At 46.6% G+C, this 17,807-nt stretch carries 17 protein-coding genes; 16 read left to right on the forward strand and 1 reads right to left on the reverse strand.

The window, feature by feature from the left end:
• The first annotated feature begins 31 nt into the window (after positions 1-31).
• Genes AOC07_RS00510 through hisD form a run of 14 tightly spaced genes read left to right on the forward strand, consistent with a single transcriptional unit; the run spans position 32 to position 15,284 of the window.
• Positions 32-4,777 (forward strand): glutamate synthase-related protein, encoded by a 4,746-nt coding sequence (locus tag AOC07_RS00510; protein WP_215357688.1) that lies wholly within the window; start codon positions 32-34, stop codon positions 4,775-4,777.
• A gap of 38 nt (positions 4,778-4,815) precedes the next feature.
• The gene (locus tag AOC07_RS00515) at positions 4,816-6,279 is read left to right on the forward strand and encodes a glutamate synthase subunit beta (protein WP_215357689.1); all 1,464 of its coding nucleotides are present in this window, start codon (positions 4,816-4,818) and stop codon (positions 6,277-6,279) included.
• Between the two features lie 10 nt (positions 6,280-6,289).
• Complete coding sequence (locus tag AOC07_RS00520) at positions 6,290-7,141, forward strand: ABC transporter ATP-binding protein (protein ID WP_215357690.1); 852 nt, start codon at positions 6,290-6,292, stop codon at positions 7,139-7,141.
• Positions 7,141-7,938 (forward strand): lipid asymmetry maintenance ABC transporter permease subunit MlaE, encoded by a 798-nt coding sequence (mlaE, locus tag AOC07_RS00525; RefSeq protein WP_215357692.1) that lies wholly within the window; start codon positions 7,141-7,143, stop codon positions 7,936-7,938. The genes AOC07_RS00520 and mlaE overlap by 1 nt, the downstream gene beginning before the upstream one ends.
• A gap of 21 nt (positions 7,939-7,959) precedes the next feature.
• Positions 7,960-8,442, forward strand: coding sequence for an outer membrane lipid asymmetry maintenance protein MlaD (gene mlaD, locus AOC07_RS00530; RefSeq protein ID WP_215357694.1), 483 nt, complete (start codon positions 7,960-7,962; stop codon positions 8,440-8,442).
• Positions 8,439-9,200, forward strand: coding sequence for a VacJ family lipoprotein (locus AOC07_RS00535; protein ID WP_215357696.1), 762 nt, complete (start codon positions 8,439-8,441; stop codon positions 9,198-9,200). Before mlaD ends, AOC07_RS00535 begins: the two co-directional genes overlap by 4 nt.
• A gap of 18 nt (positions 9,201-9,218) precedes the next feature.
• A complete protein-coding gene (locus AOC07_RS00540) occupies positions 9,219-9,860 on the forward strand; it encodes a phospholipid-binding protein MlaC (RefSeq protein WP_215293478.1) in 642 nt (213 codons plus the stop codon).
• Between the two features lie 27 nt (positions 9,861-9,887).
• On the forward strand, positions 9,888-10,145 hold the full coding sequence (locus AOC07_RS00545) for a lipid asymmetry maintenance protein MlaB (protein WP_215293479.1): 258 nt from the start codon (positions 9,888-9,890) through the stop codon (positions 10,143-10,145).
• A 4-nt stretch (positions 10,146-10,149) separates the two neighbouring features.
• Complete coding sequence (locus AOC07_RS00550; RefSeq protein WP_215293480.1) at positions 10,150-10,902, forward strand: ABC transporter ATP-binding protein; 753 nt, start codon at positions 10,150-10,152, stop codon at positions 10,900-10,902.
• The gene (locus AOC07_RS00555) at positions 10,899-11,687 is read left to right on the forward strand and encodes an ABC transporter permease (protein ID WP_215357698.1); all 789 of its coding nucleotides are present in this window, start codon (positions 10,899-10,901) and stop codon (positions 11,685-11,687) included. The genes AOC07_RS00550 and AOC07_RS00555 overlap by 4 nt, the downstream gene beginning before the upstream one ends.
• A gap of 35 nt (positions 11,688-11,722) precedes the next feature.
• A complete protein-coding gene (locus AOC07_RS00560) occupies positions 11,723-11,971 on the forward strand; it encodes a BolA family protein (RefSeq protein ID WP_215293482.1) in 249 nt (82 codons plus the stop codon).
• A 44-nt stretch (positions 11,972-12,015) separates the two neighbouring features.
• Entirely contained in the window at positions 12,016-13,290 is a 1,275-nt protein-coding gene (murA, locus tag AOC07_RS00565; protein ID WP_215357700.1) for a UDP-N-acetylglucosamine 1-carboxyvinyltransferase, read from the forward strand.
• A gap of 20 nt (positions 13,291-13,310) precedes the next feature.
• Positions 13,311-13,937, forward strand: a complete 627-nt coding sequence (gene hisG / locus AOC07_RS00570) for an ATP phosphoribosyltransferase (protein WP_215293484.1) — start codon at positions 13,311-13,313, stop codon at positions 13,935-13,937.
• 9 nt (positions 13,938-13,946) lie between these two features.
• A complete protein-coding gene (gene hisD, locus AOC07_RS00575; protein WP_371816717.1) occupies positions 13,947-15,284 on the forward strand; it encodes a histidinol dehydrogenase in 1,338 nt (445 codons plus the stop codon).
• 35 nt (positions 15,285-15,319) lie between these two features.
• On the opposite strand, the gene hisC is transcribed toward hisD, so the two are convergent.
• On the reverse strand, positions 15,320-16,387 hold the full coding sequence (hisC, locus tag AOC07_RS00580) for a histidinol-phosphate transaminase (RefSeq protein ID WP_215357703.1): 1,068 nt from the start codon (positions 16,385-16,387) through the stop codon (positions 15,320-15,322).
• 116 nt (positions 16,388-16,503) lie between these two features.
• Between hisC and hisB the strand changes: the two genes are divergently transcribed.
• The gene (gene hisB, locus AOC07_RS00585) at positions 16,504-17,091 is read left to right on the forward strand and encodes an imidazoleglycerol-phosphate dehydratase HisB (RefSeq protein WP_215357705.1); all 588 of its coding nucleotides are present in this window, start codon (positions 16,504-16,506) and stop codon (positions 17,089-17,091) included.
• 50 nt (positions 17,092-17,141) lie between these two features.
• Positions 17,142-17,804 (forward strand): imidazole glycerol phosphate synthase subunit HisH, encoded by a 663-nt coding sequence (gene hisH / locus AOC07_RS00590; protein ID WP_215357707.1) that lies wholly within the window; start codon positions 17,142-17,144, stop codon positions 17,802-17,804.
• Positions 17,805-17,807: the final 3 nt, after the last annotated feature.

The following is a 17,807-nucleotide window of genomic DNA, read 5'->3' on the forward strand; positions in this document are numbered from 1 at the left end:
AATCAGGCCATTGATGCCACTCGGAAACACTATGACTACACAATTTAATTCTGATCTTCGCCCAATTGCTCAAGGTCTATATGACCCCCGTAATGAGCATGATGCTTGCGGCGTAGGATTCGTAGCGCACATCAAGGGTAAGAAATCCCACGAGATTGTTGCTCAAGGCTTGCAGATTCTGGAGAACTTAGATCACCGGGGTGCGGTCGGTGCTGATCCGTTAATGGGTGATGGCGCTGGTATTTTGATACAGATTCCAGATACTTTGTATCGCGAGGAAATGGCAAAGCAAGGTGTGACATTACCGCCGCTCGGTGAATATGGCGTCGGCATGATTTTCTTGCCAAAAGAGCATGCGTCCCGTTTAGCTTGCGAACAAGAATTAGAACGCACTGTACGTTTAGAAGGTCAGGTTGTTTTGGGTTGGAGAGATGTACCGGTTGACGTGAAATTGCCGATGTCTCCAACAGTGCAAATGACAGAGCCATTCATTCGTCAAATTTTTATTGGCCGTGGCCGCGACATCATGACAACAGACGCTCTTGAGCGTAAGTTATATGTCATACGTAAAACGGCAAGCCATGCAATTCAGGATTTGCATTTGAAGCACGGTAAAGAATATTTCGTTGCTTCAATGTCTGCGAGAACCATTGTTTATAAGGGTTTGCTGTTAGCGAACCAAGTGGGCGCATATTACCAAGATCTACAAGATAAGCGCACAGTATCAGCACTTGCATTAGTGCATCAACGCTTTTCTACCAATACTTTCCCTGCGTGGGAATTGGCCCATCCATATCGCATGATTGCGCACAACGGCGAGATCAATACTGTTAAGGGTAACGTCAATTGGGTGAATGCACGAGAGGGAGCAATCAGCTCTCCAGTGCTAGGCGATGATTTGAAAAAATTGTGGCCACTCATTTATCCGGGTCAATCTGACACTGCTTGCTTCGATAACTGCTTAGAGTTGTTGGTGATGTCTGGCTATCCATTGGCACAAGCCATGATGATGATGATTCCTGAGGCCTGGGAACAGCATGCGTTGATGGATGACAATCGCCGTGCTTTCTATGAATATCATGCGGCGATGATGGAGCCGTGGGACGGTCCAGCAGCAATGGCCTTTACTGACGGTCGTCAAATTGGCGCAACCTTAGATCGAAATGGTTTACGTCCTGCGCGTTACTACGTAACTGATGATGACTTGGTCATCATGGGCTCAGAGGCTGGTGTATTGCCAATTCCTGAAAATAAAATTGTTCAGAAATGGCGTTTGCAGCCAGGCAAGATGTTTATGATCGACATGGAACAAGGTCGCATCATTGATGATGTTGAGCTCAAGAATGCTGTATCAAAAGCGAAGCCTTATAAGAGTTGGATCGATGCAGTTCGCGTCAAGCTGGATGAAGTTGATGCCAGCAAAGCGGACTTGATAGATGAAAAAACCACAATTCGTCCAGCGGCTAAATTATTAGATCGCCAACAGGCATTTGGCTACACCCAAGAGGACATCAAGTACCTCATGGCTCCAATGGCTATGAATGGCGAAGAAGCTATTGGTTCAATGGGTAACGATAGTCCCCTGGCTGTTCTCTCAAATAAAAATAAGCCTCTTTATAACTACTTCAAGCAGTTATTTGCACAGGTCACCAATCCTCCGATTGATCCAATCCGCGAAAACATGGTGATGTCTTTGGTCTCCTTTATCGGACCAAAGCCAAACTTGTTAGACACCAACAACATTAATCCTCCAATGCGCTTGGAAGTGAGTCAGCCAATTTTAGATTTTGATGACATCACGAAGATTCGTCATATTGGTCACTACACCAACGGCAAGTTCCGCTCATACGAATTAGATATTTGCTACCCAGCAGCATGGGGTAAGGCTGGCATCGAAGCACGCTTGGCATCTTTGTGTGCAGAAGCGGCGGATGCAGTGCGCTCCGGCTACAACATTTTGATCGTCAGCGATCGTCAAGTCGATGAGAAACATGTTGCTATCCCAGCTTTATTGGCGACCTCTGCAATTCATCAACATTTGGTTGAAAAAGGATTACGTACTAGCGTAGGTCTCGTTGTTGAAACTGGTAGCGCGCGTGAGACACATCACTTTGCACTCTTGGCAGGTTACGGCGCTGAAGCCATTCACCCATACCTCGCTATGGAAACTTTGACCGAAATGGCTAAAGGCTTGTCAGGTGATTTGTCTAGTGAGAAGGCCGTTAAGAATTTCATTAAGGCGGTTGGTAAAGGTTTGCAAAAGGTCATGTCCAAGATGGGCATCTCTACCTATATGTCTTATACCGGCTCTCAGATTTTTGAAGCAATTGGACTGAACCACGAAATCATTAATCAGTATTTCAAGGGCACCCCATCTAACGTAGGTGGTATTGGTGTATTTGAAGTGGCTGAAGAAGCTTTGCGTATGCATGCCGCCGCGTTTAGCAATGACCCGGTATTAACCAACATGCTTGATGCTGGTGGTGAGTATGCTTTCCGTATCCGTGGTGAGAACCATATGTGGACACCGGACACAATTGCGAAATTGCAGCATTCCACTCGCATTGGTGCAGAGAAGGGCTACCAGACCTATAAAGAGTACGCCAACATCATCAATGACCAAACTAAACGCCAAATGACTTTGCGTGGCTTGTTTGAGTTCAAGATTGATCCAGCAAAAGCAATTCCATTGGATGAAGTGGAGTCTGCAAAAGAAATCGTGAAACGTTTTGCTACGGGCGCAATGTCTTTGGGCTCAATTTCTACTGAAGCACATGCTACTTTGGCCATTGCAATGAACCGTATTGGCGGTAAGTCCAATACTGGCGAGGGCGGCGAAGATCCAAACCGCTATGTGAATGAACTCAAAGGTATTCCAATTAAGAAGGGTGAAACCCTGGCAAGTGTTTTGGGTAGCGATGTTGTTGAGGCGAATATTCCATTATTGGATGGTGACTCCTTGCGTTCAAAAATTAAACAAGTTGCATCTGGTCGTTTTGGTGTAACCACTGAATATTTGCGCTCTGCTGATCAAATTCAGATCAAGATGGCACAAGGTGCTAAGCCAGGTGAAGGCGGTCAATTGCCGGGCGGAAAAGTATCCGATTACATTGGTAAATTGCGCTTCTCCGTGCCAGGAGTGGGTTTGATTTCTCCTCCTCCACACCACGATATTTACTCAATTGAAGATATTGCACAATTGATTCATGACCTAAAGAACGTCAATCCAAAAGCAGATGTATCTGTGAAGTTGGTATCTGAAGTTGGTGTTGGTACAGTTGCAGCTGGTGTTGCGAAGGCAAAAGCAGATCACGTTGTAATTGCTGGCCATGATGGCGGTACTGGCGCATCACCACTATCTTCTATTAAGCATGCTGGTTCACCATGGGAACTCGGTTTGGCTGAAACCCAACAAACCTTGGTTCTGAATGGTTTGCGTAGCCGCATTCGTGTGCAGGCTGACGGTCAAATGAAGACTGGTCGTGACGTTGTCATCGGCGCATTGTTAGGTGCAGACGAATTTGGTTTTGCAACTGCCCCATTAGTGGTTGAAGGTTGCATCATGATGCGCAAGTGTCATTTGAATACCTGCCCTGTAGGCGTTGCTACTCAAGACCCAGAACTGCGTAAGAAGTTTTCTGGCAAGCCAGAGCATGTTGTGAATTTCTTCTTCTTCATTGCTGAAGAGGCTCGAGAGATCATGGCGCAATTGGGTATTCGTAAGTTTGATGACTTGATCGGTCGCGTTGATTTGTTAGATACCCGCAAAGGCATTGAGAACTGGAAGGTTCATGGCTTGGATTTCAGCAAGATCTTTGCTGCGCCACAAGTAGCTGCAGAGGTGCCGCGGTATCAAGTATTGACACAAGAACACGGCTTGGCAAGTGCTCTCGACAATATCCTGATTGAGAAGAGTGAGCCTGCTTTAGAGCGTGGCGAGAAAGTGTCATTCATCGTTCCAGTGAAGAACGTAAACCGCACTGTGGGTGCAATGCTCTCTGGCGAAGTGGCGCAGCGTTACGGTCATGCTGGCTTGCCTGACGACACTATCCATATTCAATTGAATGGCACTGCTGGCCAGAGCTTCGCGGCCTTCTTGGCGCGTGGCATCACTTTGGATTTGGTTGGTGATGGCAATGACTATGTTGGCAAGGGCTTATCTGGCGGACGCGTGATTGTCCGTGCTCCTCACGAGTTCCGTGGTGATACAGCTCAGAACATCATTGTTGGCAATACTGTTTTATACGGTGCGATTGCTGGTGATGCCTTCTTTAATGGAGTTGCTGGCGAGCGTTTTGCAGTGCGTAATTCTGGAGCCACTACGGTTGTAGAAGGTACTGGAGACCACGGCTGTGAATACATGACAGGTGGAACTGTGGTTGTGCTCGGCTCAACTGGCCGTAACTTTGCTGCTGGTATGAGCGGTGGCATCGCTTATGTATATGACGAAGATGGTATGTTCGATAAGCGCTGCAATACCAGCATGGCAAGCTTAGAGAAAGTACTGCCTTCAGCAGAGCAAATTGCCAAGATGCCTCAGTCTGAGTGGCATGCCCCAGTTGATGTAAAAGATGGTGGCGAACGTTTAACAGACGAGCAAATTTTGAAGGGCTTAATCGAGCGTCATTTCCGTTACACCGGTTCAGAGCGTGCTAAAGCGCTATTAGCCGATTGGGAAAATGCCCGTGGCCGTTTTGTAAAAGTCCTCCCAACTGAGTACAAACGTGCTCTAGGTGAGTTATGGGATAAGGCACAAAATAAAGCTGTCGCCGCTTAATTAATACGGATATTAAGAAAAGATACTAAGGATTAGATATGGGTAAGGTCACTGGTTTTATGGAGTTTGAGCGCGTCGATGAAACATACGAAGCGCCCGTTAAACGTCTCCACCATTACAAAGAGTTCGTTGCCGCATTAACTGATGAAGAAGCAAAAGTTCAGGGTGCTCGCTGTATGGATTGTGGCATTCCGTTCTGTAATAACGGCTGCCCGGTTAACAACATCATTCCTGACTTCAACGATTTGGTATTTCATAACGACTGGAAGAATGCTTTAGATGTTTTGCAATCAACCAATAATTTCCCAGAGTTCACTGGTCGTATTTGTCCGGCGCCTTGCGAGGCTGCTTGCACCCTCGGTATTAACAATGATGCGGTTGGAATTAAATCCATAGAGCATGCGATTATTGATAAGGGCTGGGAGAATGGTTGGGTTAAGCCTCAGCTATCCAAAACTAAGACCGGTAAAAAAATCGCTATCGTTGGTGGCGGCCCTGCAGGTATGGCAGCCGCTCAGCAATTGGCGCGTGTTGGTCATGATGTGACTGTATTTGAGAAGAATGACCGTGTTGGCGGTTTGCTTCGCTACGGTATTCCTGATTTCAAAATGGAAAAGTGGTTGATCGATCGTCGCGTGGAACAAATGCAAGCTGAAGGCGTGAAATTTGAAACGGGTGTTTTTGTTGGCAAAGAAGCCATGGGCGCCGAAGTAAAAAATTACTCCACAAAAACCGTTTCGCCTGAGCAATTAATGAAGGATTTTGATGCGGTAGTCATTACCGGTGGTGCAGAGCAGCCACGCGATTTACCTGTTCCAGGTCGGGAGTTGGCGGGTGTGCACTATGCATTGGAGTTTTTGATTCCGCAAAATAAAGAGAATGCTGGCGACTTCAAAAATGAAATTCGTGCTACTGATAAACATGTTGTAGTCATAGGTGGTGGCGACACTGGTTCAGATTGCGTTGGCACATCGAACCGCCATGGCGCTACAAAAATTACCCAGTTTGAATTGCTCCCACAGCCTCCGGAAGTGGAGAACAAGCCTTTGGTATGGCCTTATTGGCCAACAAAATTGCGCACTTCTTCTTCCCATGAAGAGGGCTGTGATCGTGACTGGTCGGTAGGCACAAAGCGTTTTGAGGGTAAAAACGGCAAAGTAGAAAAGCTGATTGGTGTCCGTTTGGAATGGAAAGACGGCAAGATGGCTGAAGTTCCCAACTCTGAATTTGAGATCAAGGCAGATTTAGTACTGTTGGCAATGGGATTCGTATCTCCAGTGCAACAGGTTCTCAATGCTTTTGGTGTTGAAAAAGATGCCCGTGGTAATGCCAAAGCTACAGTAGATGGCCAAAATGCTTACCAAACCAACATTCCAAAGGTGTTTGCAGCTGGTGATATGCGTCGCGGACAGTCTTTGGTGGTTTGGGCAATTCGTGAGGGGCGTCAATGTGCTCAGGCAGTAGATGAGTATTTAATGGGGTCATCTGTTTTACCCCGATAATATCGGGGATATGAACACTGTCTACCTAAACTCTTTGGATCCAAGCACGCAATCAGTAGGCGAAGTTGTCGTTTCTATTCAGGATGTGGACTTTTCTTATGCTCCAGGTGAGCGACAGATTTTGTCGGGCCTCAATATGGAGTTTCGTCGCAGCCAAGTAGTCGCGGTCATGGGAGGATCAGGCTGCGGCAAAACTACTATTCTGCGTTTAATCGGCGGTCAATTTACTGCTCAATCTGGCCAAGTATTGTTTGAAGGTAAAGATATTGGCAAGATGAATAGCGATCAATTAATGGCTGCTCGCCGCCGTATGGGCATGCTATTTCAGTTTGGCGCATTATTTACCGATCTCAGTGTTTTTGAAAATGTCGCCTTTCCTTTGCGTGAGCACACCGATCTAAGCGAAGCCCTTTTGCGCTCCTTAGTATTGATGAAGTTAAATGCAGTCGGGTTGCGCGGCGCCCGTGATTTAATGCCATCACAAATTTCTGGTGGCATGGCGAGACGTGTTGCACTTGCGCGCGCCATCGCTTTAGATCCTCCGCTCATCATGTATGACGAGCCCTTTGCAGGCTTAGATCCAATTTCCCTGGGAATTACCGCACGCTTGATACGGGATCTTAATAACGCCCTGGGAGCCACGAGTTTACTGGTTACCCACGATGTTGAAGAAACTTTTGAAATTGCTGACTATGTGTATTTTATTGCGAATGGCCGCATTGGTGCGCAAGGTACGCCGGATGAATTAAGTCGCTCTACAGATCCATTTGTGAGGCAGTTTTTGGATGCAGCACCTGATGGTCCGGTACCCTTCCATTATCCAGGCCAAAGCTTGGCAGAAGATTTTGGGGTCAGTGTTTAATGGTTGCCCTTCATAAACTTCTCGATTTATTCGGTGACCTTGGATTTTTTGTTCGCCGTAACTTAAGTAGCCTTGGTCTTGCAGCGAGAATGTTTGTAGCAGTGATTTTGCGTTCGGGATTTTTGCTCAAAAGACCTCGGTTAGTCGTAGATCAAATCCTGTTTGTTGGCAATCACTCTTTTGTGATCATTGCGGTTTCCGGTTTATTTGTGGGATTCGTGCTGGGATTGCAGGGTTACTACACCTTAAATCGGTATGGCTCAGAGCAGGCATTGGGTTTATTGGTGGCACTTTCCTTGACTCGTGAATTAGGCCCAGTGATTACTGCTCTATTGTTTGCTGGTCGTGCTGGGACTTCATTGACCGCAGAAATTGGTTTGATGAAGGCTGGCGAACAGCTCAGTGCAATGGAAATGATGGCGGTTGACCCATTGGGTCGGGTGATTGCCCCTCGGCTTTGGGCTGGCATTATTTCCATGCCAATTTTGGCAACGATTTTTACCGCGGTAGGCGTGATGGGGGGCTATTTTGTTGGCGTCCCCTTGATTGGCGTTGATTCTGGGGCCTTTTGGTCCCAGATGCAGGGTGGAGTAGACCTCTTTTCAGATATTGGCAATGGCCTAATCAAAAGCATGGTCTTTGGTGTAGCAGTGACCTTTATTGCCCTTTATCAAGGCTATGAAGCGAAGCCTACGCCTGAGGGCGTATCACAAGCCACCACTCGGACGGTGGTGATTTCCTCTTTATCGGTTTTAGCATTGGATTTCCTGCTAACCGCAATGATGTTCTCGAACTAGAAAGAATAAACTGGGGCTCTTATGAGAAAAAGTGCAATTGATATTTGGGTAGGAATTTTTGTTGCCATTGGTTTGTTGGCAGCTTTATTTCTTGCACTAAAGGTTGGCAATATGAATGCAGTGTCATTTGCACCAACTTACAAAATTTCTGCACGCTTTGACAATATCGGTGGTTTAAAGCCTCGTGCGCCCGTGAAGAGTGCTGGCGTGGTGGTTGGTCGTATTGCCAATATTTCTTTTGATGATAAAACCTATCAAGCAACTGTCGTGATGACCATTGAAGAGTCTTATAAGTTCCCCACAGATTCTGCGGCCAAAATTTTGACTTCAGGATTATTGGGTGAGCAATACATCGGCTTAGAAGCGGGTGGCTCAGATGACTTTTTGGCGGATGGTGGAAAAATTTCCCAGACTCAATCGGCGATTGTTTTAGAAAACCTTATTAGTCAATTCCTTTACAACAAGGCTGCAGATAGCGGTCAAGATAAGGGCGCGGCAAAATGAAGTTATGGCCCTCTGGTCTGCAGCATAAGCTCAAGCGCCTAGCATTACTGGGCTTGGCAACAGTCCTAGTAGGCTGTGCCTCAATACCTGCAGGCGTTGAGCGCTCACCACAAGATCCTTGGGAGCCCTTTAATCGTTCGGTCTTTGAATTTAACGAGGGGCTGGATGCCTATGTCTTGAAGCCAGTTGTTGCTGGCTATCGTTTCGTTTTGCCTGAATTTGTCCGCGAAGGTATTTACAACTTCTTCAGCAACTACAACGATATCTACACAGCTTTGCAAAACATGTTGCAGGGTAAGCCTGACTATGCCTTTAATGATTTGATGCGCGTCGTCGTCAACACCACCTTTGGTTTGGGCGGTTTTATTGATATGGCCACTCCGGGCGGTTTAGATAAACACAAGGAAGACTGGGGGCAAACCTTTGGCGTCTGGGGTGTTCCTGCTGGCCCATATGTAGTGTTGCCATTCTTTGGGCCTAGTAACGTACGCGATACCTTCGGTACCGTTGCCGACTTGGAGACGGATTACTTCTTCAAATACATCCATCCAGTGGGTTTGCGTAACAGCCTTACTGGGTTACGTGTAGTGAATGCTCGCAATACCTATTACGAAGCTGGTGATTTATTGGATGGGGCTGCAATAGATAAATACAGCTTTATGCGTGATGCTTACATTCAGCGTCGTCAGTATCAGATTAATGAAGGGCGAGATGATGAAGAGCCTACGATGCCGGTTTACCAGAATCCATACGAATAAATAGTGAGACAGGTGTATATGAAAAGTTACAAAATAATTTCCCAGCATTTGGTAGCAGGCTTGCTTCTTATTTCTGGCGCAGTTTTTGCTCAAACCCCTGATCAAGCGACTGCTCCAGACGCCTTAATCAAAATGGTGGTGACCGATGTCATGGCTTCTGTGAAGGCTGACCCTGATATTCAGAAGGGCAATATTCCAAAGATTGTGGACTTGGTTGAGAAGAAAATTGTTCCGTTTACAGATATGCGTCGTACAACAGAAATGGCAATGGGCCCTAATTGGAAAAAAGCAAGCCCTGAACAACAGAACCAATTGGTGATGGAATTTAAAAATCTCTTGATTCGCACATATTCTGGTGCCTTGAGTCAATTGCGTGACCAAACTGTGCAATTTAAGGCGCTTCGTGCCGCCCCTGACGATAAGGAAGTGGTTGTCAAAACCGTTGTCCTTGGTCGTGGAGACCCAGTGCCCTTGGATTACCGCCTTGAGAAAACAGAGAAGGGCTGGAAAGTCTATGACATGAACATCATGGGCGTTTGGTTGGTTGAGGCTTATCGAAATCAGTTTTCAAACCAAATTAGCCAAAATGGAATTGATGGTCTCGTAAAGTTCTTGCAAGATCGCAATAAGCAGTTGGCTAGCGCTAAGCCAACAAATTAATAGCAAGATTCATTTAGACATTTGACAATGACTTTTTCTTTGCCTAAGACAGTAACGCAGGAAAATGCCCTGCAGCTTGAAAAAGAAGGCTTATTAAATTTGCCTAATCTACGAGCAATTGATTGCGATTCACTAAAAGATTTTGATTCCACTGTATTAACTGTTCTATTGGCATGGCAAAAGAAATTACAGGCTGATGGACGCTCCCTTGTTATTGAGCATGCCCCTGAAAAGTTAAAAGTCTTGGCCAGTGTCTACGGTGTATCTGCATTGCTAGGCTTGTAACAGCATGCATCCAGCAATCTCAATTAAAAATATATCTAAATATTACGGAGCACTTCAGGCTCTGGATGATGTTTCTTTGGCCATTGAGCCGGGTGAATTCTTTGGCTTACTCGGCCCCAATGGTGCTGGTAAAACTACCCTGATTTCTATCTTGGCAGGCTTGGTTACTCCAAGCAAGGGTCATGCAGCCATTATGGGCGCAGATGTTCAGAGGGCATTTCGTGAGGCTCGCCGCATGTTGGGCGTTGTTCCTCAAGAATTGGTATTTGATCCTTTCTTTACTGTTCGTGAAACCTTGCGTTTTCAATCGGGTTATTTTGGTATTCGTCATAACGATGACTGGATCGACGAGATCATTGCAAACCTTGATCTCACAGCAAAAGCAGATAGCAATATGCGCTCATTGTCTGGTGGTATGAAGCGTCGTGTCTTAGTTGCCCAGGCATTGGTACACAGGCCACCAGTAATTATTTTGGATGAGCCTACTGCTGGCGTAGATGTGGAGTTGCGCCAGTCTCTATGGCAATTTATTAGCCGACTCAATCAAGATGGCCACACAATTGTGTTGACTACCCATTACCTAGAAGAGGCAGAAGCCTTATGTCAGCGCATTGCCATGCTTAAGCAAGGCAAGATTGTTGCCTTAGATACCACTGCCAACCTGTTGACTCGTTATGGTTCAGTAAAAAAAGATGGCGAAGGTAAGACAGATTTGGAAGAGGTCTTTGTCAATATTATGTCCGGAGGTGCTTTGTGAAGCATGGGCTAAGTAGACCTTCCTTAGAGTACGGCAGTGGTTTTCCAACATTGTTGCGCAAGGAAATACTGCGCTTTTATAAAGTCGGATTTCAGACTGTAGCTGCTCCAGTATTAACGGCCATTTTGTACCTCATGATTTTTGGTCATGTACTCGAAGGCAGAGAAGTGTATGGCCGTCTAAGTTACACGGCATTTCTAATACCCGGCTTGGTCATGATGAGCGTTTTGCAAAACGCGTTTGCAAATACCTCCTCATCCTTAATACAGTCTAAGGTTACGGGTAACTTGGTATTCGTTTTGCTTGCCCCCTTGAGCCATTTTGAATTCTATGCAGCTTATATTTTGGCGGCTGTATTTCGTGGTGTAGTGGTGGGCTTCGGCGTGTTTTTGATTACCGCTTGGTATGGCTTGCCAGCAATAGAGTTCCCATTGTGGATTTTGACTTTTGCATTTTTGGGTGCCGCTATTTTAGGTAGTTTAGGATTGATTGCTGGCATCTGGGCCGATAAATACGATCAACTGGCTGCTTTTCAAAATTTCATCATCATGCCCGCCACCATGTTGTCAGGTGTTTTCTACTCAATTCATTCTCTTCCGCCAGCATGGCAGGCGGTGTCCCATTTCAACCCATTCTTTTACATGATTGATGGTTTCCGTTACGGCTTCTTCGGGATTTCTGATATTTCTCCGTGGAATAGTTTGGCAATCGTTGCTTGCTTCTTTATTGTCGTTTCAGTGATTGCTTTGCGCCTGTTACAAAAGGGCTACAAGCTCCGCCATTAATGATTTGCACTATTTAGTTTTATTAGGAGAGAAGTATGTTGCCAACCCCAGAACAAATTGAGGGCTACATTCAGCAAGGAATTGTCTGCACCCATATTCAAGTCGAAGGCGATGGCCAGCATTTCTTTGCAACCATTGTTAGCCCAGAATTTGAGGGCAAGCGTTTGGTGCAGCGTCACCAATTGGTATATGGTGCTATGGGTGATCGCATGAAAGCAGAGGTACATGCTTTATCGATGAAAGTATTTACCCCAGAAGAGTTTGCTCAAAACTCCGCCACCTAAAATATTAATAACAGAACTCAATAAGTCTCTAGTGGAATCGTTTCATGGATAAATTACGAATGGTTGGCGGCACACCCCTCAAAGGTGAGGTAGTGATCGCGGGGGCTAAAAATGCGGCTCTGCCAATTCTTTGCGCATGTTTACTAACTGATCAACCAGTGGTGCTACGTAATGTCCCAGACTTGCAGGACGTGCGCACGATGCTCAAACTCTTGCAAGAAATTGGTGTCACCATCAATTTTCCTGATGCGAATGATCGCAGTCATTTAGTGCTAAGCGCAGCGGTGATTAAGAGTTCAGAAGCAACGTATGAGATGGTGAAAACCATGCGCGCTTCCATTTTGGTTCTAGGTCCACTTTTAGCCAGAATGTATAGTGCTAAGGTTTCTTTGCCGGGAGGTTGTGCTATTGGCGCTCGCCCTGTAGATCAGCACATCAAGGGCCTAAAGGCTATGGGTGCAAGCATCAAGATTCAGAGTGGTTATATCCAAGCTGAGACAAAGTCACCAACAGATCGCCTAAAGGGTGCATCGATTTTGACCGATATGATTACCGTAACGGGCACAGAAAATTTATTGATGGCTGCGACCTTAGCCTCAGGCACAACGATTCTCGAAAATGCGGCCCGCGAACCAGAAGTTGGCGATCTTGCTGAGTTGTTAGTGAAGATGGGCGCAAAGATTTCTGGGATTGGCACTGACCGTTTAGTAATTGAGGGCGTTGAAAAACTTCATGGCGCTGAGCATTCAGTCATTCCAGATCGTATTGAGGCAGGCACATTCCTGTGCGCGGTTGCTGCTGCCGGTGGCGAAGTGCTTGTGAAGCATTGCCGCCCTGACACACTAGATGCAGTGATGGTGAAATTAAAAGACGCTGGCTTACAAATGGAGGTTGGCCCTGATTGGATTAAGGCATCGATGCAGAGTCGCCCCAAGGCTGTGAGTTTTCGTACTTCAGAGTACCCGGCCTTCCCAACGGATATGCAGGCACAATTGATGGCTGTAAATGCTGTCGCAGCAGGTAGCTCAACGATTACTGAAACAATTTTTGAAAATCGTTTTATGCACGTTCAAGAGTTAAATCGCTTGGGCGCTGACATCGCGATTGAGGGAAATACTGCAATTGCGCAGGGCGTAGAAAAGCTCTCGGGCGCAATTGTGATGGCGACTGATCTGCGCGCCTCCGCTAGTTTAGTGATTGCTGGCTTAGCGGCTCAGGGTGAAACTCAGGTTGACCGGATCTACCATTTAGATCGTGGCTATGACCGCATGGAGCAGAAATTGACACTATTGGGCGCAAAGATTGAGCGCATAAAGTAAGCCTGATGGATAATTGGTCCATGAAATTGACTTTAGCCCTCTCCAAGGGGCGCATCTTCGAAGAAACTGCAGAGATCCTATCCAAGGTCGGCATTGTGCCGAAGGAAGATCCAGAAAAGTCGCGCAAACTCATTATTGAGACCTCAAATCCGGATGTACGTTTGATCATTGTGCGTGCCTCGGATGTGCCTACCTATGTGCAATTTGGGGGTGCTGATTTCGGAGTCGCAGGTTTAGATGTGCTGATGGAAAAAGGGACCGACGGTCTTTACGTACCATACGATCTCAATATCGCTAAGTGCCGCATGTCGGTTGCTGTGCGTGAAGGCTTTGACTATGCAGCAGCAGTGAAGCAGGGCTCCCGTTTAAAGGTGGCTACGAAGTACCTTAACTGTGCACGCGAACACTTTGCTAATAAGGGTGTGCATATCGATACGATTCAGCTTTATGGTTCTATGGAGTTGGCCCCGCTTGTAGGTTTAGCAGATGCGATTGTGGATTTAGTTTCAACGGGCAACACGCTTAAGGCGAATGGCTTGGTTGAAGTCGAGCCAATTGCGGATATCAGTGCGCGCCTAGTGGTGAACCAAGCTTCATACAAACGCAAACGCGCTCAGCTGCAACCTATTTTTGAGTTGCTGAAGTAAAACGCAATATTGTTTCCTACTGAAATGTCTGCACAAATCAAAGTCAAGCGCCTCAATAGCCAAGATACGGGTTTTAAAGAAATCTTGCTCTCCAGCCTTTCGCTGCCTATGGCTGACGATGAGGCAATTGATGCTGCCGTCGCTAAGATTCTTTTAGCAATCAAGGGGAGGGGTGATGCAGCAGTCTTGGACTTCACCAATCAATTTGATCGTTTAAATGTTGCTAGCGTTTCTGAGTTAGAGATTCCCTCTAAAGACTTAGAGCAGGCTTATCGGTCTTTATCAGCAGAGCAAAAGAGCGCATTGGATATTGCCGCACAACGAGTGCGCGCATATCACGAAAAACAAAAGATTGAAGCGGGTTGTCACTCCTGGGAATATGAAGAGGCAGATGGTACCCGCTTAGGCCAAAAAGTGACTGCACTCGATCGGGTTGGAATTTATGTTCCCGGCGGTAAGGCTGCATACCCATCATCTGTTTTGATGAATGCCATTCCGGCGAAAGTGGCTGGCGTTGAGCAAGTCATCATGGTTGTGCCAACGCCCGAGGGCGCACGCAATCCATTGGTATTGGCTGCTGCCTATTTGGCAGGTGTAGATCGTGTCTTTACGATTGGTGGGGCGCAGGCAGTTGGTGCGTTGGCCTATAGCACTGAGACTATCCCATCGGTAGATAAGATTGTTGGTCCGGGTAATGCCTATGTTGCTGCAGCTAAGCGCAGAGTATTTGGGATTGTCGGCATCGACATGATTGCGGGCCCTTCAGAAATTTTGGTCCTTTGCGATGGCTCAACTAATCCCGATTGGATTGCGATGGATCTGTTTTCTCAAGCAGAGCACGATGAGCAGGCCCAGTCTATTTTGCTTTGTCCAGATGCTGCGTTTATTGAACAAGTGCAAGCCAGTATGAATAAGCTTCTTCCCGAGATGCCAAGAGCTAAAGTAATTGAGGCGTCTTTGACTAATCGCGCACTCCTCGTTCAGGTCAGGGATATGGGTGAAGCTTGCGAAATCGCCAATGCGATCGCCGCAGAGCATTTAGAAATTTGCGCGGCCGATCCTCGCAAGTGGGCAGAGAAAATTCGTCATGCCGGTGCGATCTTTATGGGTAACTACACGAGTGAGTCCCTTGGTGATTACTGTGCTGGCCCGAATCACGTCCTACCGACAGCCCGCACAGCCCGTTTCTCATCGCCATTAGGCGTGTACGATTTTATTAAGCGCTCTAGCATGATCGAAGTGAGTGAGGCCGGTGCTCAGACTCTAGGATCAGTTGCAAGTACTCTGGCCCACGGCGAAGGCTTGCAGGCCCATGCGCGTGCAGCTGAAATGCGTCTGAAGAAATAAATCCAGACGCATTTTGAAAATAAACTCGAATTAAATTAAGCTAGAATTTCTTTTAAAGTGGCGACGAGTTCGCCGCTTTGTACATCCGTGCCAATCGTAATGCGCAAGAAATCTTCTATGCGTGGTAGCTTAAAGTGGCGCACGATGATGCCACGATCTCGCAGGGCTTGATAGAGTTTTACTCCAGCATGTTGCGGGTGGCGAGTGAAGATAAAGTTTGCAGTTGACGGCAGCGTTTCAAAGCCTAAAGCCTTTAGCTCGCTCACTAACTTAGTGCGTGTTTGTATAACCTTCTTAGAGGTTTGCTCAAGGTGGGCTTGATCATCGATGGCAGCAATGGCGCCTGCTTGTGCAAGGCGACCCAGGGGATAGGAGTTGAAGCTATTTTTGACGCGCTCTAAACCTTCTATCAAGACGGGGTGCCCAACTGCAAAACCAACGCGCAAACCAGCAAGTGCGCGTGACTTAGAAAGGGTATGAACGATTAGAAGATTTTCTGGGCAAGCGTCACCACGCAATAGCGGAATGCAAGACTCTGTACCGTAATCGACATACGCTTCATCAATCACCACGACAGAGTCTTTGTTTCGAGCGAGTAAGGATTCGATTTCAGAACGGGGAATAGATCGACCAGTGGGCGCATTTGGGTTGGGGAAAATAATTCCACCATTTGGAGCGCTGTAGTCAGCAATCTCGATTTCAAAACTATTTGCTAGTGGCACCATTTTGTATTCAATACCAAATAGTTTGCAGTAGACAGGGTAGAAGCTATAAGTGATGTCGGGAAAGTGAACTGGCTTGTTATGTTTGAGAAGGCCTGCAAAAACATGGGCCAGGACTTCATCAGAGCCGTTTCCTAAAAACACTTGGTTTGGGTTCAGACCATGCAATTTAGCAATAGCCTGTTTAAGCGCAGCGCCCTCTGGATCAGGATAAAGGCGTAAATCTTCGTTGTTCTGTGCCTCAATCGCGGCAAGAGCCTTGGGCGAGGGACCATATGGGCTTTCGTTCGTGTTGAGTTTTACCAGCCGCTGCATTTGAGGCTGCTCCCCCGGGACATAAGGGGTTAAGGTTTGAACAACGGGGCTCCAAAAACGGCTCATTAGGGTACTCAGCTCAAAAATCAGAATAAAAGTGAAGCAGTATCTGCATTTATTTCTCTTCTAGGAATGATATTATGAGGCTTCAATCAACACTTCGCCTCGCGGCGCAATGAAGCATGCGGCAAGCCGACGTTACCCGAAACACTTCGGAAACCAAAATTCAAATTTCCATCAATTTAGATGGTACTGGTAAGGCTGAGCTGGCCTCTGGTGTTCCTTTTCTAGATCATATGTTGGATCAGATTGCCCGTCACGGCATGATTGATCTCAAAGTAGTCGCAAATGGCGATACCCATATCGATGATCACCACACCGTAGAAGATGTAGGAATTACCTTGGGTCAGGCCTTTGCTAAGGCGGTAGGCGATAAAGCGGGTATTACCCGTTATGGCCATTCCTATGTGCCTTTGGATGAAACCCTCTCGCGTGTCGTTATTGATTTTTCTGGCCGCCCAGGATTGGAATTCAACGTGCCATTTACTCGTGCCCGGGTAGGCGACTTTGATGTTGATCTCAGCATTGAGTTCTTCCGTGGTTTTGTAAATCACGCGGGAGTGACTTTGCACATTGATAATCTGCGTGGCATCAATGCGCACCATCAAATTGAAACTGTGTTCAAGGCTTTTGGCCGCGCTTTACGCATGGCTGTAGTGATTGATTCACGGGCATCTGGTGCCGTTCCTTCAACTAAAGGCAGTCTCTAATTTAGACACCCCATAGTTGCTCTGCAGACAACAGCGAAAGATAAGCTAAATTGGCGCAAACTATTGCGATCGTTGATTATGGAATGGGTAATCTCCGTTCTGTATATCAAGCATTTCATCATGTAGCTCCGGATGACAATGTATTAATTGCCCACAATCCTGAAGAAATTCGTTCTGCAAATCGTGTTGTTTTGCCCGGTCAAGGTGCAATGCCAGATTGCATGAAGCATCTCGCAGAGTCTGGTTTATTGGAGGCCCTATTAGAGGCATCAAAAAACAAGCCCCTACTCGGAGTGTGTGTAGGGGAGCAAATGCTTTTTGATCAAAGCGCTGAAGTGCGAACAACAAAGCAGAATCAGTGGACTCCGTGTTTAGGCTTGATTCCCGGCGAAGTTCGCCGTTTTGAGTTGGCTGGTAAAAAGCAGGCTGATGGTTCTGCTTATAAAGTGCCACATATGGGTTGGAACCAGGTGCGTCAAGACTCTAAACACCCCTTGTGGAGCGGTATTCCTGATCTTACGAGTTTTTATTTCGTCCATAGCTACTATGTTGTGCCGCAACGCAAAGAAGATATTGCAGGCTCTACCGAGTACGGCGATTGGTTTACTTCTGCAGTTGCGCGAGATAATATTTTTGCTACACAATTTCATCCAGAAAAAAGTGCAGAATACGGATTAAAGCTTTACCAAAATTTTGTTTCTTGGCAACCTTAATAC

The organism is Polynucleobacter sp. UB-Raua-W9 (assembly GCF_018687435.1).
GTDB lineage: Bacteria > Pseudomonadota > Gammaproteobacteria > Burkholderiales > Burkholderiaceae > Polynucleobacter.

Bases quoted from the DNA above. Each gene is read 5' to 3' on its own strand.
- AOC07_RS00510 (WP_215357688.1), top strand. From the start codon at position 32: ATGACTACACAATTTAATTCTGATCTTCGCCCAATTGCTCAAGGTCTA.
- AOC07_RS00515 (WP_215357689.1), top strand. From the start codon at position 4,816: ATGGGTAAGGTCACTGGTTTTATGGAGTTTGAGCGCGTCGATGAAACA.
- AOC07_RS00520 (WP_215357690.1), top strand. From the start codon at position 6,290: ATGAACACTGTCTACCTAAACTCTTTGGATCCAAGCACGCAATCAGTA.
- mlaE (WP_215357692.1), top strand. From the start codon at position 7,141: ATGGTTGCCCTTCATAAACTTCTCGATTTATTCGGTGACCTTGGATTT.
- mlaD (WP_215357694.1), top strand. From the start codon at position 7,960: ATGAGAAAAAGTGCAATTGATATTTGGGTAGGAATTTTTGTTGCCATT.
- AOC07_RS00535 (WP_215357696.1), top strand. From the start codon at position 8,439: ATGAAGTTATGGCCCTCTGGTCTGCAGCATAAGCTCAAGCGCCTAGCA.
- AOC07_RS00540 (WP_215293478.1), top strand. From the start codon at position 9,219: ATGAAAAGTTACAAAATAATTTCCCAGCATTTGGTAGCAGGCTTGCTT.
- AOC07_RS00545 (WP_215293479.1), top strand. From the start codon at position 9,888: ATGACTTTTTCTTTGCCTAAGACAGTAACGCAGGAAAATGCCCTGCAG.
- AOC07_RS00550 (WP_215293480.1), top strand. From the start codon at position 10,150: ATGCATCCAGCAATCTCAATTAAAAATATATCTAAATATTACGGAGCA.
- AOC07_RS00560 (WP_215293482.1), top strand. From the start codon at position 11,723: ATGTTGCCAACCCCAGAACAAATTGAGGGCTACATTCAGCAAGGAATT.
- murA (WP_215357700.1), top strand. From the start codon at position 12,016: ATGGATAAATTACGAATGGTTGGCGGCACACCCCTCAAAGGTGAGGTA.
- hisG (WP_215293484.1), top strand. From the start codon at position 13,311: ATGAAATTGACTTTAGCCCTCTCCAAGGGGCGCATCTTCGAAGAAACT.
- hisC (WP_215357703.1), bottom strand. From the start codon at position 16,387: ATGAGCCGTTTTTGGAGCCCCGTTGTTCAAACCTTAACCCCTTATGTC.
- hisB (WP_215357705.1), top strand. From the start codon at position 16,504: ATGCGGCAAGCCGACGTTACCCGAAACACTTCGGAAACCAAAATTCAA.